The organism is Planococcus sp. 107-1, assembly GCF_021513255.1.
Taxonomy (GTDB): Bacteria; Bacillota; Bacilli; order Bacillales_A; family Planococcaceae; genus Planococcus.
The window spans coordinates 3,032,612-3,049,459 of record NZ_CP090977.1 but is presented as its reverse complement, the minus strand read 5'-3'; the positions used below and the strand labels follow the sequence as shown (position 1 = coordinate 3,049,459).

The 16,848-nt window shown below is 46.4% G+C and carries 15 protein-coding genes, 1 pseudogene and 1 riboswitch; of the genes and pseudogenes, 12 read left to right on the top strand and 4 right to left on the bottom strand.

Annotated elements, in window-relative coordinates:
* Positions 1–192 precede the first annotated feature (192 nt).
* Positions 193–1,707: a succinyl-CoA:acetate CoA-transferase ScpC gene (locus L0M13_RS15765; protein ID WP_235197386.1), complete on the top strand. Its 1,515-nt coding sequence runs from the start codon at positions 193–195 to the stop codon at positions 1,705–1,707.
* Between the two features lie 43 nt (positions 1,708–1,750).
* Here L0M13_RS15765 and L0M13_RS15760 read toward each other — a convergent pair whose 3' ends face one another.
* Positions 1,751–2,221: a VOC family protein gene (locus tag L0M13_RS15760; RefSeq protein ID WP_235197385.1), complete on the bottom strand. Its 471-nt coding sequence runs from the start codon at positions 2,219–2,221 to the stop codon at positions 1,751–1,753.
* Between the two features lie 157 nt (positions 2,222–2,378).
* On the opposite strand from L0M13_RS15760, the gene rlmN reads away from it, so the two are divergent.
* Positions 2,379–3,449 carry a dual-specificity RNA methyltransferase RlmN gene (rlmN, locus tag L0M13_RS15755; RefSeq protein WP_235197384.1) on the top strand — a complete coding sequence of 357 codons (1,071 nt, stop codon included), beginning with the start codon at positions 2,379–2,381 and terminating at the stop codon, positions 3,447–3,449.
* A gap of 211 nt (positions 3,450–3,660) precedes the next feature.
* Here the strand turns inward: rlmN and L0M13_RS15750 are convergent, their stop codons facing one another.
* On the bottom strand, positions 3,661–3,924 hold the full coding sequence (locus tag L0M13_RS15750; protein WP_235197383.1) for an ABC transporter permease family protein: 264 nt from the start codon (positions 3,922–3,924) through the stop codon (positions 3,661–3,663).
* Between L0M13_RS15750 and L0M13_RS15745 the strand changes: the two are divergent.
* The 7 genes and pseudogenes from L0M13_RS15745 to L0M13_RS15715 all read left to right on the top strand — a co-directional run bounded on the left by L0M13_RS15745 (position 3,885) and on the right by L0M13_RS15715 (position 9,632).
* Positions 3,885–5,077, top strand: a pseudogene (locus tag L0M13_RS15745) (ABC transporter ATP-binding protein). The gene L0M13_RS15750 and the pseudogene L0M13_RS15745 overlap by 40 nt on opposite strands.
* Before the next feature lie 20 nt (positions 5,078–5,097).
* A riboswitch (TPP riboswitch) is annotated at positions 5,098–5,201 on the top strand.
* Between the two features lie 87 nt (positions 5,202–5,288).
* On the top strand, positions 5,289–5,972 hold the full coding sequence (gene tenA / locus L0M13_RS15740) for a thiaminase II (RefSeq protein WP_235197382.1): 684 nt from the start codon (positions 5,289–5,291) through the stop codon (positions 5,970–5,972).
* Position 5,973: 1 nt separating this feature from the next.
* Entirely contained in the window at positions 5,974–6,759 is a 786-nt protein-coding gene (gene thiM / locus L0M13_RS15735; protein ID WP_397443498.1) for a hydroxyethylthiazole kinase, read from the top strand.
* Positions 6,756–7,592, top strand: coding sequence for a bifunctional hydroxymethylpyrimidine kinase/phosphomethylpyrimidine kinase (thiD, locus tag L0M13_RS15730; protein ID WP_235197380.1), 837 nt, complete (start codon positions 6,756–6,758; stop codon positions 7,590–7,592). The genes thiM and thiD overlap by 4 nt, the downstream gene beginning before the upstream one ends.
* Positions 7,576–8,232, top strand: a complete 657-nt coding sequence (thiE, locus tag L0M13_RS15725; protein WP_235197379.1) for a thiamine phosphate synthase — start codon at positions 7,576–7,578, stop codon at positions 8,230–8,232. The genes thiD and thiE overlap by 17 nt, the downstream gene beginning before the upstream one ends.
* On the top strand, positions 8,229–8,717 hold the full coding sequence (thiW, locus tag L0M13_RS15720) for an energy coupling factor transporter S component ThiW (protein WP_235197378.1): 489 nt from the start codon (positions 8,229–8,231) through the stop codon (positions 8,715–8,717). The genes thiE and thiW overlap by 4 nt, the downstream gene beginning before the upstream one ends.
* Positions 8,718–8,819: 102 nt before the next feature.
* A complete protein-coding gene (locus tag L0M13_RS15715) occupies positions 8,820–9,632 on the top strand; it encodes a YkuS family protein (protein WP_235197377.1) in 813 nt (270 codons plus the stop codon).
* A 140-nt stretch (positions 9,633–9,772) separates the two neighbouring features.
* Here the strand turns inward: L0M13_RS15715 and L0M13_RS15710 are convergent, their stop codons facing one another.
* The gene (locus L0M13_RS15710) at positions 9,773–10,738 is read right to left on the bottom strand and encodes a nuclease-related domain-containing protein (RefSeq protein WP_235197376.1); all 966 of its coding nucleotides are present in this window, start codon (positions 10,736–10,738) and stop codon (positions 9,773–9,775) included.
* 155 nt (positions 10,739–10,893) lie between these two features.
* On the bottom strand, positions 10,894–12,171 hold the full coding sequence (locus tag L0M13_RS15705) for an MFS transporter (RefSeq protein WP_235197375.1): 1,278 nt from the start codon (positions 12,169–12,171) through the stop codon (positions 10,894–10,896).
* Between the two features lie 206 nt (positions 12,172–12,377).
* Between L0M13_RS15705 and L0M13_RS15700 the strand changes: the two genes are divergently transcribed.
* The 3 genes from L0M13_RS15700 (at position 12,378) to L0M13_RS15690 (ending at position 16,841) form a co-directional block, all read left to right on the top strand.
* Entirely contained in the window at positions 12,378–13,145 is a 768-nt protein-coding gene (locus tag L0M13_RS15700; RefSeq protein ID WP_235197374.1) for an exodeoxyribonuclease III, read from the top strand.
* 87 nt (positions 13,146–13,232) lie between these two features.
* Entirely contained in the window at positions 13,233–14,540 is a 1,308-nt protein-coding gene (locus L0M13_RS15695) for a hypothetical protein (protein WP_235197373.1), read from the top strand.
* A gap of 27 nt (positions 14,541–14,567) precedes the next feature.
* On the top strand, positions 14,568–16,841 hold the full coding sequence (locus L0M13_RS15690; RefSeq protein WP_235197372.1) for a hypothetical protein: 2,274 nt from the start codon (positions 14,568–14,570) through the stop codon (positions 16,839–16,841).
* Positions 16,842–16,848 lie beyond the last annotated feature (7 nt).

The following is a 16,848-nucleotide window of genomic DNA, read 5'->3' as shown; positions in this document are numbered from 1 at the left end:
ACTCATTTTTCTCACTCTTCTAACCGGTAAAACACATTTTAGACACATTTTAAGATAAAGTTATCTAATAATTAAAAAACTAGTCCCTATTAGATTGAATGCGAGTTTTGACTGAGCGCACGCTCATGAAAACGCTTTATCTTGTGAATATATGCTGTTTTATTGACTAAAATCGGAAAGAGAGTGATCGATATGGAGAACAAACTTGGACGCATCAAGGCTGTTGAATTACAGCAGCGCATCGTGACACCGGAAGAGGCTGCTTCATGGATCCAAGACGGAATGACTTTGGGGCTTAGCGGATTTACGCGTGCTGGCGACGTGAAAGCGGTTCCTTTTGCTTTGGTAAGGCGGGCAGAAACGGAAGATTTTAAAGTGAACATCTTTACAGGCGCGTCGCTCGGATCAGACATCGACCGTGTATTTGCAGAAGCGGGCATCGTCAACAAACGCTTGCCTTTCCAGGCTGAGCCAGCGATGCGCAAAAAAATCAATGAAGGTGAAATGCTTTTTGTCGACCATCATTTATCCCACACAGCTGAATGGGTCAGATCTGGGGTTACAGAACCGATTGATTTTGCGATTGTTGAAGCCTTGTCTATTACTGAAGATGGCATGATCATTCCGACGACTTCTGTCGGAAACTCTTCTGTTTTTGCCAAGCACGCAAAAAACATCATCGTGGAAATCAACATGGCCCAGCCTGAATTATTTGAAGGGCTGCACGACATTTATGATACCGGCAAACAAGGCGAGCGTTCACCGATTCCATTGACAACAGTCGATCAGCGCATCGGAACGATCGGCATTCCAATCGATATGGAAAAGGTCAAAGGGATTGTCTTCACAGAACAATTGGATTCACCGTCCACCATTGTTGCGCCTGATGCCGAAACCAAAATCATGGCTGATCACTTGCTTGAATTTTTCCGTGCTGAAATCCGGGCGGGGAGATTGACGGAAACTTTGGCACCGTTGCAGTCAGGCATCGGATCAGTCGCGAATGCGGTTCTCCACGGCATGCTGGATTCGGAGTTTGAAGGATTGGAAGTCTATTCGGAAGTGCTGCAGGACGCGGTCTTCGATTTGATCGATGCCGGCAAAGTGGAATTCGCTTCTTGCTGTTCCATCACCTTGTCAGAGGAAAAGATGAAACAGGTCTTCAGTGAATTCGATAACTACCGCAATAAAATCGTCATGCGTCCACAGGAAATTTCCAACCATCCGGAAGTGATCCGCCGCCTTGGATTGATTTCCATCAATACAGCGCTGGAATTTGATATTTACGGCAACGTCAATTCAACGCATGTGTGCGGAACAAAAATGATGAACGGCATCGGCGGATCAGGCGATTTTGCCCGCAATGCGCGTCTCGCAATCTTTGTAACGAAATCCATTGCCAAAGGCGGCAATATCTCAAGCATCGTGCCTTTCGCATCTCATATCGACCATACGGAACACGACGTGGATGTCGTCGTCACTGAACAAGGCTACGCCGATCTTCGCGGTCTCGCACCGCGCGAGCGCGTCGAAGTGATTATCGAAAATTGTGTGCATCCTTCTTACCGGGGAGCACTGCGTGAATATTACGACGAGGCATTGACGCGCGGAGGGCAAACACCGCATGTTCTTGAGAAAGCTTTCTCATGGCACGCTAATTTTGCGCAGCACGGCTCCATGCTTCCTAAAAAAGAACAACTTGTTTAAACGAATAAAACCAGCTGATCGGTAATCAATCAGCTGGTTTCTTTTATTTATTGGCATACATTTCAGAGGTGTTTCTTGTATAAAGCTCGATGATATTGCCGAAAGGGTCCTCCGTATATACCAGAAAATGCGGCTTGCCTTTCGTGGTTTGCCAGATTTTGCTGCGCTGTTTGCCTCCGTGCTGGACAATTCGTTCAATCGATTCCACGAGATTATCGACAATCAGGCAAATGTGGAAAAATCCCTTATGGAGCGGAGGGTTTTCATCGTTGAAAGCGGGTTGTTGGAATTCGAATAATTCGATGCCGATTCCGTTATGCGACATTAAGTGGGCATTGCGCATTTTTTGTACTTCGGTTCCCTGCAAATCCTGTGTCATGTTTTCTTCGTCTGCTTCAACCGCTTCAAATTCAAATGGCCCTGCCAATGTGTAAAATCCGAATACTTTGCTGTACCAGTCAATGGCTTGGTCGAGATCCGGAACTGCTAAGCCGATGTGCGTAATTTCTCCCATAAACAGACCTCCTTTACCCGATTCTTTACCCGGAAATGCCGGAGATTAGACAATCTTAAAGACAGATTTTTCTGTGTAAACAAAAATAGTTGTTGTCAAGCCAAATTTTTAGTATTATAATAAGCAATTGTGAAATTCTGAAATGAGGGTTCTAATAATGAAAAATTCCATCTATGGTATGACGATAGATCAGCTAAAAGATTGGTTTTTAGAAAATGGACAGAAGAAGTACCGTGCTGAACAAGTATGGGACTGGTTATATATTAAACGCGTGACTGAATTTTCCCAGATGAACAATCTGAGCAAAGAAGTCATTGAATTACTGGAAAATAATTTTGCCATCCGTACGCTTGAAGAAGCGGTAAAACAGGAATCGGCAGACGGCACGATCAAATTCCTTTTCCGTTTACAGGATGGCAACTTGATTGAAACCGTTTTGATGCGCTTTAAATACGGAAACTCGGTCTGCGTAACGACTCAAGTCGGATGCAACATCGGCTGCAGTTTCTGCGCCAGCGGACTTTTGAAAAAGAGCCGCGATTTAAATGCGGGCGAAATCGTTGAGCAGATCATGCAAGTACAAGCTCATTTTGATGCTCAGCAAAAAGACGAGCGCGTAAGCCATATTGTGGTTATGGGCATCGGCGAACCGTTCGACAACTATACAAACTTGATGGGCTTCTTGAATGTGGTCAACTCCCAAAAAGGATTGGCTATCGGAGCACGCCATATCACAGTATCGACAAGCGGAATCGTACCGAAAATCTACGATTATGCAGACGAAGGCTTGCAGGTTAACTTAGCTATCTCCATCCATGCGCCGACTAACGAATTGCGTTCACGCATCATGAAGATCAACAAAGCGTACCCGATCGAGAAATTGATGGCTGCAATCGACTACTATTTAGAGAAGTCAAATCGCCGCATCACATTCGAATATATTTTATTGCGCGATGTGAATGACCATGTCGAGGAAGCGAATCAATTGGCGAAATTGCTTGAAGACAAGCGCCACTTGTCATACGTCAACTTGATCCCGTATAACTCGGTCAGCGAACACGATCAGTATCAGCAAAGTACGCCGGAAGCTATCAGTGCATTCTACGATGCATTGAAGAAAAAAGGCATCAACTGCGGCGTTCGCCAAGAACAAGGCGCCGACATCGATGCAGCTTGCGGACAATTGCGCAGCAAGCAAATCAAAAAAGAAAAAACAGCCGCTGTTTAAGAGCAGGGTAAAAGGGCATCCCGACATTCGGGATGCCCTTTTTTGGTTATTTAAATTGCTGAGCGCAAATAAAAATTTCTAAGCGCAAATAAACTTCCTTTGAACGCAAATAAAAAAATTTAAACGCAAATAGCCTTCGCATCTCGTATTTGGAAGCGCATTTCACCAGCGAAACGCTCGTGTTCTAGACGGGTATCAGCGCAAACTTCGTTTATTTTCCGCCGGACTGCAAGTTGATGCCTTGGATAAAGTATTTCTGGAAGAAGAAAAACAATAGAATGACGGGAAGGAGCACGAGAAGCGATCCTGCCATCAAGTAATTCCATTGCGTATCCAGCTGCCCTTTAAACACGGCTAGCCCGAGCTGCAAGGTATAGAGTTTTTCATCATTCAAGTAGAGAAGCGGACCAAGAAAATCATTCCAAGCGCCGTTAAATGAGAAAATTGCTACGGTCGCCAGGGCTGGCTTCGTCAACGGAAGTCCGATTTTCCACCAAAATTTCAATTAAAAATCTGGGGAAAACCTATGACAACGGCGCAACAGCGGTAACAGACTTTAATCTTGAAATCCAGAATGAGGAGTTCATCGTCTTCGTTGGTCCTTCGGGCTGTGGGAAATCGACGACTTTGCGTATGATTGCTGGCCTCGAGGAGATAACGGAAGGCGAATTCTTCATCGATGGAAAACGGATGAATGAGGTCCAGCCGAAAGAGCGGGATATTGCCATGGTTTTTCAGAACTACGCTTTATATCCCCATATGACGGTCTTCGAAAACATGGCTTTTGGACTAAAATTGCGTAAGTTTAAGAAAGCGGATATCCGAAAGCGCGTAGAAGATGCGGCGGACATTCTTGGCTTGCGGGAATACTTGGATAGAAAACCGAAAGCTTTGTCAGGCGGGCAGCGGCAGTAGTGGCGCTCGGGCGCGCAATTGTCAGGGATGCCAAGGTATTCCTCATGGACGAGCCTCTTTCAAACTTGGATGCAAAACTGCGCGTCCAAATGCGGGCGGAAATTGCTAAGCTGCATCATCGGCTGAAAACTACGACCATTTATGTCACGCATGACCAGACCGAAGCGATGACGATGGCAACGCGCATTGTCATTATGAAGGACGGCCATATCCAGCAAGTCGGCAGCCCGAAAGAAGTCTACGATTTTCCAGCCAACCGTTTTGTTGGAGGCTTCATCGGGTCGCCGGCAATGAACTTTTTTGATGGACGATTGGAAAAAGGGGCATTTGTGTTGGGAGATCGGACAATTAGCATCCGCGCGAAACCTTGGATGTTCTGAATAGCCGCGTATGAAGGCAAGCATCTGACGCTTGGAATTCGGCCGGAACATATCCACGTCAACAGCGAAGAGTTATCCGGGCTCCCGGTCAGTGAGTTTGATGCGACGATCACCGTTTCCGAATTGACCGGTGCAGAAACCATTCTCTATGCCACTTATGCTGAACAGGAATTTATTGCGCGCGTTGAGGCAGATACCGCGATCGAGCCGGGCCATACAGCTCGCCTGGCTTTTGATATGTCGCATGCCCACTTTTTTGATACCGAGAATGGGATGCGCATCAAAGCTGAAAACTCAGATAAATCTTTTGCAGAAGTTGAATCTGTGCTATAGTGATTTCGACAACCAAATAAAACACCCACTAGGGGAGCCGGATATCGGCTGAGACGGGCATAAGCCCGGACCCTTTGAACCTGATCTGGATCATACCAGCGTAGGGAAGTGGCGAGAAGCATGCTATTTCTCTATCTTTCAATGCATACGCACACGCCGCTTTCCTTAACTGGAGAGTGGCGTTTTTATTTGCAAAAAAGGAGATGGCGAAATGAAATTTTGTGAAGAAGTCCGGTTGGAGTGCAATGGATTATGGGAAGCAAGTTTTGAACATCCGTTTGTCAAAGGAATCGCAGACGCGACACTGCCTTTAGACATTTTTCGCTATTACGTTATGCAGGATGCCTATTACTTAACACATTTTGCAAAGGTACAGGCAATCGGTGCGGTAAAAGCCAAAGATTTAGAAACGACCAAGCGCTTCGCATTTCATGCCGAGCATACTTGTGCGGCTGAAATGGCTTTGCACGAATCATTCATGAAACTTCTTGGAGTGACCGAAGAGGATTGGGCTGAATTTGAACCATCGCCGAATGCTTACGCGTATGTATCGCATATGTACCGCTCGGCTGAAGGGGATTTGGCGGACGTCCTCGCTTCAATTCTTCCTTGTTACTGGCTTTATCAGGAAATCGGCGACCGGCTTAAAGAAGCGAAGCCGGATCATCCAATCTACAGCCGCTGGATCGAAACTTATGGCGGAGAGGAATTTGCGGCACTTGTAAACGAACAGATCGAGCGGATGGACCTTCTCGCAGAAGGACTAACCGAAACACGGCGCAAAGAACTGAAGGACCGTTTCCGCAGAAGCAGCTATTACGAATGGAATTTCTGGGAGCAGGCTTGGACAATGCAGACATGGACGGTAAAACCATACACGAAGGCGGGTGTTTAAAGTGAGTGAGAAATTGCGCGCTGAAAATCCGATTGTCCACTGCATTACGAATCACGTCGTTTCAAACTATCAGGCCAATGGATTGCTTGCCATTGGGGCTTCTCCGATCATGGGCGAAGCGCCGGAAGAGGCCGCTGAACTTGCGGCAATTGCTGGAGCCGTGTCACTCAATATTGGAACTTTGAACGCCCAAACTTTGGAAAGCATGATCATTGCAGGAAAGACAGCGAATCAATTGGGCCGCCCTGTCGTACTGGATCCTGTAGGTGTAGGAGCGACAGCTTTCAGAGCGGCTGCGGCGAAAAGAATTTTAACGGAAGTGAATATTGCCGTGCTGCGCTGCAATGCAGGCGAGCTTGCCGCGATTTGCGGAACCGAATGGCAAGGGAAAGGGGTCGATGCCGGCAGCGGTGAAGCGGATGTGAAGCAGCTGGCAGTCGAAGCTGCCGGTAGGCTCGGGCTGGTTGTAGCTGTAACAGGTTCAACTGATATTGTTACGGATGGAAAAGAAATCGTGGAAATTCCTTTTGGGCACCCGCTCATGTCGGCAATTACGGGATCTGGCTGCCTGTTAAGCGCAGTGGTTGCTGCCTATCTAGCCGTCTATCCGGAAAACGTTTTAAGTGCTGCTGCAGAAGCCTTGCGTTTTTACGGGGAAGCGGGAGAGCGGGCAAGCCATTTAGCTCCTGAACCTGGCAGTTTTCAAATCGAATTCCTGAACCAATTAGCCCGACCTGGAATAGGCGATACCGAACTGCCTGCCGGAAAGGAGCTGCAGCCAAAATGATTCCACAAGTATTAACCATTGCCGGATCGGATTCCGGAGGAGGCGCAGGAATCCAAGCGGACATTAAAACATTCCAGGAACTCGGAGTTTATTCGACTTCTGTTCTGACGGCCGTGACCGCGCAAAATACGCTCGGTGTTGCCGCTATTTACCCGATGGGAAGAGAAGCGGTGCAGACTCAATTGCAGGCTATCGGAAAGGATTTCCAGCTAGCGGCATTGAAAACCGGAATGTTATTTAATGAAGAAATCATTGAAGAAACGGCCAAGTGGATTCGGTATTTCAACTGGCGGCAGCTGGTCGTCGACCCGGTCATGGTTGCAAAAGGCGGAGCGAATTTATTGCGCGCAGAAGCAGGGGCTGCACTTAAAAAGGAATTGCTGCCCTTAGCTGCCGTAGTGACGCCGAATATACCGGAAGCGGAGGTCTTGAGCGGCATTGAAATCATTGACTCCGCGTCCCGGAAACTGGCGGCGCAAAAGATCCTGTCGTATGGCCCCGAGTCGGTGATCATCAAAGGCGGACATGGCAAGGACCAATATGTCGCAGAAGATTTCTTTCTTTATCAGGACGGTGAAGAGCTGCTGTTCCGGTCGCCTCGAATTGCGACAGTGCAAACACATGGAACCGGCTGTACGTTTTCAGCAGCGCTGACTGCTGAACTGGCAAAAGGAAAGTCGCTTAAAGAAGCGGTTTACACGGCTAAACAATTTATCCACGCAGCTTTGAGCAGCGAATTGAACATCGGAGCTGGCCACGGGCCGACCAATCACGCTGCCTACCGGAAATCCATGAACGAAAGAAGGGAAATGAACTATGTCGAAATTCAGTGAAGGACCGGTCGTTTACTTTATCCTTGGAACGGAGAATGCGGGAGGGAAAGATCCATTGATGATTTTGGAAGCGGCTTTAACGGCTGGCATCGATTATTTTCAGTTGCGGGAGAAAGGGCCGAATGCGTTGAAAGGCGCGGAGTTGCTCAAATTTGCACTTGATTGCAAAGAGTTGTGCCAGCGCTACCAAACCCCTTTCCTGATCAATGATGATATTGAGCTTGCCTGGGCAATTGGCGCAGATGGCATCCATATTGGCCAGGACGACGCACCTGCTGCAGCGGTTCGCAAAATTTGGGGCGCTGACAAACTGCTCGGCGTTTCGGTGCATTCCTTGGCGGAGGCAAAACAGGCAGTAGAAAGCGGAGCAGATTATGTCGGCATGGGACCCGTATTTGCGACTTCGACCAAGACCGATGCGAAAGCACCAGCTGGAGTGGCAGGCATCCAAACAGTTAAGAAAGCTTATCCAAACCTGCCGATTGTCGGTATTGGCGGAATCACTTCTGAAAATGCTGCCGCTATTTGGAAAGCCGGGGCTTGTGGAGTTGCGGTCATCACCGCTATTTCGTATGCGGGTGATATTGCAGCAGAAGTGTCAGCCTTAAGAGATTCAGCGATGGAAGGTGCCCATAAATGAAAACGAGAAAATTAGTCATCCTTGCCATGCTTTCGGCAATAAGCGTGGCAGGTTCTGCATTTGTTTCTTTCCCAGCCGGCATTGCACGCGCCTATCCCATCCAACATGCGGTGAACGTGATCGCAGCGGTTATTTTTGGACCTGCCGCTGCAGTATTAGTGGCTTTCCTGACAGCGATTGTCCGGGTTATGACAGGCACCGGCTCGCTGCTTGCTTTTCCGGGTGGCATGATCGGTGCATTGCTTGCCGGGTTGATTTACATGAAATTCGGCAAAGTTTGGATAGCGGCACTCGGGGAAGTGGTCGGCACCGGCATTCTCGCCGCACTCATTGCAGTTCCTTACGCCAAATTATTGATGGGCACAGAAGCGGCAGCGCTATTCTTCATGCCGCCATTTCTCGTCTCCAGCCTATCCGGAGCTATTCTTGGGGCGGTGATTGTTCGCCGTCTAGTTATGAGCCAAGCGAAATTACCCTTATATTAAAAATGTTTCATTCTTGCTACTGCGTTTATTCGACCGCTAAAGAGGGGAAATAAAACACTATAAGCAAAATTGAGACAAATTTGAAAAGGGAGTGGACAAAAGATGGTGAAAATTGCAGTAGAAGAACCGTTTGTATCCGTAAAAAATGCATTAGAACAAAAAGGCTATAAAGCGGAAATGTTGACCGACAAGACAGATTCAATGGACTACGATTGTGTAGTTGTCCGGGATCAAGAGGATTTAGCTGATTTTCACATGAATGTCCCTCTTGTTGATGCAAGAGGCCGCACTTTGCAGGAAATCGTTGAAGAAGTAGAAGAGCGCTTAGTGCGGACTGGAAAAATTGATCAACCCTTGTCACAAACTGGAGGCAAAGGCAGCGTCGGCAGCTCTGCATTTATCAAGGGAGCGGCTACAGGCGCCATTATCGGAGCAGCAGCCGGCCTCCTATTGACACCGAAAAGCGGCAAAGAGATGCAGGCAGTGGTAAAAGATAAAACTTCCGGCTCTTCGCAAAAACTTTCCGATACCGCTGGCAAAACTAAAGAAAAATTGAGCGGCACAGTTGACCAAGTAAAAGACAAAGTCGGCCAAGTTAAAGAAAAAGCTTCAGGTGCGACAGATGCAACAAAAGGCAAAGTCGATGAGCTGAAAGCGAAGCGTACGGAGAAAAAAGAAGAAAAAGAATTGAAGAAGCAGGAAAAAGTAGTCATCAAAGAAGCGAAAGCAGAAGAAAAAGCGAAAAAAGAACACGAAAAAGCAGAGAAGCAAGTTGAAAAAGAAGTGAAGAAAGCCGAAAAAGAAGCTAACCAAGATAAAGGCAAAACGCAGGTAGTGGAATTGGGCGATGCCGATATCACGCAAAATGATTCAGGCGGCGCAACCATTACACCGAAGAATAAAGATAATAAATAATAAGAAAAAGAGCGGAGGGCCAATATTGATTGGTCCTCCGCTCTTTTATTGAGTTGAGAATGCAATTACTCTCAACTTAAGGAGAAATACTCTTAACTTTCTATGAAATATCCCCAACTTTCACCCGAATACTCCCGACTTCATAAAAAATACTCCCAACTAGCTTCAAAAATGTATTTCGCATCTTTATAAGAACCGGTTTTCTTCATTTTCATGCTTATTAACAGTCGGCTAGCTAAGCGATGATCCTCTATTTGCAAAATCTCCCGGCATCTTTTATTCGTCAGCGGTTCGCCGGTCAGCATTATCCAGTCCTTGAGTGTGCGAATATGGGCATCTTTGTTTGAAACGCCGCAACTCGGACAAACCCATGTCCCGTACTTGCGTTTCATGCCAATGCGGTTGCAAGGCTCACACCAGACGCCACGCTGCATCGCTTCGACAGGAAAAGCGGAATTCGCGCAGATCGGCTCGTGTGCATAAGGGGAGTGTGCCGCTGCCAGTTCAGTTGCGAGCTTCTCAATTTCGCTCAAACTCATGATTTCTTTTTCAGGCTGCAGTTTTCGTAAAAACATCGGCAGCTGATTTGAAAACAACGCGATTTGCTCTCTCGGAAAGTTTTCGGGCATCTGTTTCGTGTATGAAAATACGAGCACGGAACGGATCGGTAAAAAATACGCCCGAGAAGAAAGCCATTCTTCGAGCAGCCATTCGTTTGTCGCCATTTGTTCAATGGGGCTTTTGCGCCCGGTGACGGAGCCGTCTTCTTTCGTTTGGATGAGCTGTGGAGGCGATTGTTTAAAGAACAGGCGGCCGGACATATTCTTTACTTCGAACACATAGACACACCAAGGTGTGATCAACAACGAATCCAACTGGAAAGGGAGGGCCGATTTCAGCGGAACATCATGTAAAACAAGATGCGGAAAATCGATTTTGCTCATCGAAAAATACGCATCAAATCGCCTTTCCCCGCTGATTCCGGATTCGGCATTCCATAAGTCGTTTTTCGCCAACATATACGATGGATGGGTTTTCGGCAATCGCCTCAACAGTACTTCTGCACGTTCTTTATCAGCAGTCTCATTCCTCGTTTTCCATAGCACAGGCATCCCCGCTTTTTTAACTAAAACCATAGCACGTCTACAAATTCAAAAACATACTTCCTTCCATAATAAATATTTGAATCGCCATAACGCAGCAAATCTCGAATTTGAAAAATAAAAACTGCCCATGCCGGAGCATGGACAGTTAAAATACTTTATTCCGGAGCGACTTCATCGACCGGCGCATGCGGTGTCGGTTCTGGAACACGCGATAGGATAACCAATCCGATAATGAACAGAACCACTAAACTGAAAACGCCCATGCTTGAATTCCCGGTTACTTGGGAAGTGACAGCAACAAGCAATGGCCCGAGAATCGCCGCGAATTTCCCGAAGATATTGTAGAAGCCGAAAAATTCGTTGGAGTTCTCTTTTGGTACAAGTTTTCCGAAATACGAGCGGCTTAGCGCCTGGATTCCGCCTTGGCTCGTTGCAACGAGCATAGCGAGAATCCAGAAATCGGTGATCGTTTCCAGGAAAAAGGCGTAAATGCAGACGACGATGTAAACGCAGATGCCGACATAGAGCATTTTCTTTCCAGTGAAACGTTCAGACAGGCGACCGTATAAAATAGCGAAAGGTGCAGCAACTACTTGAGTGACGAAGAGCACAATCAGCAAACTGGTCGAACTTAAGCCGAGATCGGTGCCGTATGCCGTCGACATGGAAATGATCGTGCCAACGCCGTCGATATAAAAGAAATACGCAATCAGAAACAAGAACAGCGCGCGGTATTGGCGTATTTCCCGAAGAGTTTTCCCAAGGCGCTTAAAGCTTTGGGCAACTGGACTCGGTTCGCGTTCAATGTAATAGCGTTGATGGACGTTTCGGAGCAGCGGGATGGAAAAAACAATCCACCAAACAGCAGTGATCAAAAAGGCGATGCGGCTGGCGTTGATGACGGAAACCGGAATGACATTATTCGTTGCAAGCAAAATGACGGCAATGGACAAGATAAACGGAATCGTCGAACCGATATAGCCTAGCCCGTATCCGAAGGCCGATACATTGTTCATCCGTTTTTCTGTCGTAACGTCAACGATGAAAGCATCATAGAACAAGTTGGCCCCAGTCGCGCCTAAAGCTGCGAAAGTATAGCAAATGAGCAGCATAAGCCAATTATCGCTTGGAATAAATGCGAGCATGGCGGTTGAAACGGTGCCAAGCAGGAAAAATCCGGTGAAGAATTTCTTTTTCATGCCTTCGTAATCAGCGATGGTGCCCATGATTGGCCCGATCATGGCTAAGATAAACGTGAAAATAGCGATAGTATAGCCTAAATAAGCGGTTGAATCCGATAAACTGACCCCAGCGTCAGTGGCAGCGGACTTATAGAACAGCGGAAAAACAGCAGTAGTGATGATAATGGAATAAGCTGAATTCCCCCAGTCATAGAACGCCCAACTCTTTTCTTCCTTTGTAAACTTTTTCATCTCTCTATCCCCTTTGTCTTTATCCCCCGTAATCTCTAGCTGTAGATAAATTCATTGTACAAGAACGTCCGTAAGAAAACTGCAAGTTTAGCGATATTCACTGAAATTTTACATAATATTATTTGAACTGACAAAAAATCGCTTGTTTGAGAAGGTGCTGCCTTTTCAGTACACTAAAGGATAGAAGAGAAAAGGAAGGTGCAGTTTTGAAGTTTATTTCGTGGAATGTCAATGGCTTGCGGGCCGTTATGAAAAAAGGATTTATGGATTTTTTTAAGGAAGTCGATGCAGATGTATTTTGCCTGCAAGAAATTAAATTGCAGGAAGGGCAGATTGAAATGGATCTTCCCGGTTATTACACCTATTGGAATTATGCAGAGAAAAAAGGCTATTCGGGTACGGCTATTTTCACCAAACAACAGCCGCTCTCTGTAAACTATGGGTTGGGAATAGCGGAGCATGACACAGAAGGGCGCGCCATCACCTTAGAATATGAAGACTATTATATTGTGACCATTTACACGCCAAACTCCCAGCACGGCCTGCTTCGATTAGACTATCGTTTGCGCTGGGAAGATGCGCTTCTTTCCTATATAAAAAAACTGGATCAGCAGAAGCCGGTTATTCTTTGCGGTGATTTAAATGTGGCGCATGAAGAAATCGATTTGAAGAATCCAAAAGCCAACCGGAAAAATTCAGGCTTTACGCCGGAAGAATGCGGCAAGATGACGGAGTTTCTTGGAAGCGGCTTTATTGATACATTCCGCTATTTTTATCCGGAGCAGAGCGGGAGCTATTCCTGGTGGTCGTACCGCTCGAATTGCCGGGAAAAGAATGTAGGCTGGCGCATTGATTATTTTATTGCTTCTGCCCGGTTGGCGTTGAAATTTAAAGGGGCCAAAATACATAAGGACGTCTGGGGATCAGATCATTGTCCTGTGGAATTAACTCTCAAAAATCTAATAGAAAAATAATCCAAATAAGTTTTAAATAAACTCTTCTAGGGAATCAGATAATCATCATATGAATTATTTGATAATTCGCGCTAAGGAGGTGAAAATTTGAAAAAGGGAATCTGTACTTTTATCATGGGTGCCTGTTTAGTAGCCTTATCGCCGTTCGCCGCACATGCGGATGAACTGGAGAAACCTGAAGAAAAGCCTGCAGGATTAATTAGCGGCACATTGAATACGGTTGGAAAAACGGTTGGAAATGTCACAGGGCAAGCAGCTGAGTCGACGGGTTCAATCTTAAAAGAAACCGTTGGAAGCGTCGACAAAACGGTTAAAGACACGCTCGAATTTACGGGCAATACTTTGAAGAAAACCGCTGATCCAGTGGGCAATAAAATCATTTCTTCCACTTTAAAAGACACAGGGAAACTTGTAGAAAAAGTGGTCGGCAATACAACGCCGGCAGCGAAGACTACTGTGAAAGAAGTGACAAACACGACTGAAAAAACGACTTCCGAAGTATTTAAAGCAGTTGATCAGACGGTCAATAATTTGCCTGAAGTTCCAGTAGTGACGCCTGTCGTAAAAGAAGTGAATAAAACCGTAACGAAAGTGACGTCGGGTGTTCAGAAAACAGTCGAAAAGACGAATGACGCAGTCAATGGGACAGTGGAAGCGGTGGCGGATACAGCAGAAAAAACAGTCGGCAGTACGACGGAAGTCATTGATAAAACAGCTGATTTGCCGTATCAGGAAGAAAAAACGCCAGCTTTGCCAACCCCGGAAAAGGGTGAGCAAGCTGCACCAGCTCTGTCTCCGGAACCGTCAATTCCTGTCGTCGACACGCCTGCGGTAATTGAAAAGCCAGTTGCAGAAGAAACTGCAGAAATTCCAACTCCGGCAGTTAATGAACCAACTAAAGTTCCTGTCGAGGCGATAAAGCCAATTGTTGAAGAAGCATCAGCAGTGGTGCAAGGAGAAACGCCTATTTTAGAAATTGAAAGCGGCCTTACTCCTTCAGCGGCACGCGGAGCTGATATTGACGCGACTCCAGAAGCTTTAGTTTATGTAGGTGAATTGGCAGAAGGGGAAAAAGAACTGGCGGCAAGTGAAGAAAATAAAGCAGCTGCCACCTCTAACAAGACAAAGCAGCCGGCTTATCCGGAAGACCAAGACCAGGGGCGTTCGATAGCTACTGTACCTGCATCGCCAAGTTCTTCTTCGTCGGTCTTTGCTTCAAATTCTTTTGCCGCACATCATGCGGATTTAAGTTTAGGCACCTTATCGGATGCCGAAGTTTTTAAAGCATCCACCGAAAAGCTATGGTATCACAAGAACAGCTATGCGATTATTCAATGGATTCACACTCCGTTAAGGAAACCACCCATTCACACTCCTTTTTTATATGTGATTTAAATCATAATAAAAAAGGAGAGGGAATTAATGAAAAAAACATGGATAACTTATACTGGAGCGGCTTTTGGGATTTGGGCAACCTTGAATTTTGCACCTTCGCTTGTGCAAGCGGAAGGTGAAGCATCAGGACAGCTGGAATTGAATATTGATTTATTGAGCGAAGAGGAAGTCCTGAGTGTCGAAACTTCTGACCTTCCCGTCGCAGGAAGCGTGGATATCGAAATTCCTAAAACACAAGAAGCCGCAAACAGTGAAGAAAGTATAAGCGAAGAAGCTGCAGTAAATGTCTCGTTGGAAGATTCTGTGTTGGATGATGTAGAAGTTCAACTATTGACCAGCACAGAATCTGAATCGACTGAGAAAGAGGCCGCAGTGAATCTATCCGTGGAAGATGCGATCATCGCGGACCAAGTGGAAGCCGAAGTGCTGAAAAGCGAGAGCTCGGCAACAGCTGCTGATTCTTCCGAGAAAGAAGCTGTAATCGATGTATCGATTGAAGAGACGATCATTACGGAGCAAGCAGATGTCGAAGTGCTGAAAAATGAAAGCACAGCATCAGAATCAGGCACTTCCGAGAAAGAAGCTGTAGTAGATGTGAAATTGGAAGAAACGCCTGTTGACCAAGTGAACGTAGAGGTGTTGAAAGATGAGAGCACGATAACCGAAACAGACAGCTCTGAAAACCAAGCCGTCGTTGATGTCTCAATCGAAGATGCATTAGTTGCGGATGAGCTGGAAGTGGAAGTGCTTAAAAACGAAAGTGCTGCTACAGAAACAGACAGTTCCGACAAGCAAGCCATAATCGATGTATCAACAGAAGACACAGTTGTTACTGATGAGATAGCGATCGATGTTTTAAAAAGCGAGAACTCTTCATCTGAAACAGAATCTTTCCAGAAAGATGCAGTGGCTGATGTTGCGATCGAGGAATTAATTGCGGTCGGGCAAACGGATCTTGAAGTCTTGAAGAACGAAAGCTCAGTAACCGAAGACGAAATTTCTGAAGAACAGGCAGCAATTGACTTAGCTTTGGAAGATTTGATCGTTGCAGGGCAAACAGACCTTGAAGTCTTGAAGAACGAAAACTCAGTAACCGAAGACAAAATTTCTGAAGAACAGGCAGCCGTTGATTTGGCTTTGGAAGATTTGATTGTTGCAGGGCAAACGGATCTTGAAGTCTTGAAGAACGAAAGCTCAGTAACCGAAGATGAAATTTCTGAAGAGCAAGCAGCAGTTGACTTGCTTTTGGAAGATTTGATTTTAACGGGGCAAACAGGATTGGGACTTCTGAAAAATGAAAGCACTGCCACAGAAAATGCCTCTACTGAAGAACGTTCAGTGTTGGATCTTTCACTTGAAGATCTATTGGTTGCAGATAATTTAAATCTTCAAGTATTGCCGGAACGAAACTCAACATCTGTTGATGAAGCCGCAACTGAATCTTCAGGTTTTGAAGGGATTTTGCATCTTGGATTAGACAATTTGCCTCTTTTGGGAAATCTTCATGTAGGATTGCTTGAAAATCAAAACAATGCAGATGAAAGCGGGCGTTCTACAGATTCAAGCCTTTTGACCATCAGTTTACTGGATGGAATTCTAGGTGGACTTGATGTAACCTTGTTGGGCAATGAAGGATTTGTAGCGGCACCGCCAACTGCAACACCAGAAACTCCGGGTGAAGAAACGCCAGGCACAAACCCAGGTGAAGAGCCAGGTACAGAAACGCCGGGAACAAACCCGGGAGAACAGCCAAGCACAGAAACGCCAGGCACAAACCCAGGTGAAGAGCCAAGCACAGAAACGCCAGGCATAAACCCAGGTGAACAGCCAGGCACAGAAACACCAGGCACAAACCCAGGTGAACAGCCAGGCACGGAAACACCGGGCACATACCCAGGTGAACAGCCAGGCACGGAAACACCGGGAACTACACCGGGAGAAGGAACGCCAGCATTGCCAGGTACTCCGGCAGGCGACGGATCTCTATCAGGTGGAGATGTGATTGGAAATGATGGAAATGCCGGAACAGGTACCTTGAATGGATCAAATGGAGAAAAAAATGGAAACAATGATTCTAGCGGCCGTAGTGCATTAATCGGATTGACGGCTTCGGCAGGAACTTCTCCGCTGGACTTGATGGATTCCCAATCGGCATTTGCATCTGACGGCAAGGCGTCAAACAGCGATTCGTCAATGGCTTCTACTTTGCCGAAAACTGGCGGTCCAGTCGACAGCTTGATGGTTTTAATGGCAGCATTGCTTTTACTTGCAGGCGGAATCACAATGCGCCGCTTTGCCTAAAGGAAAA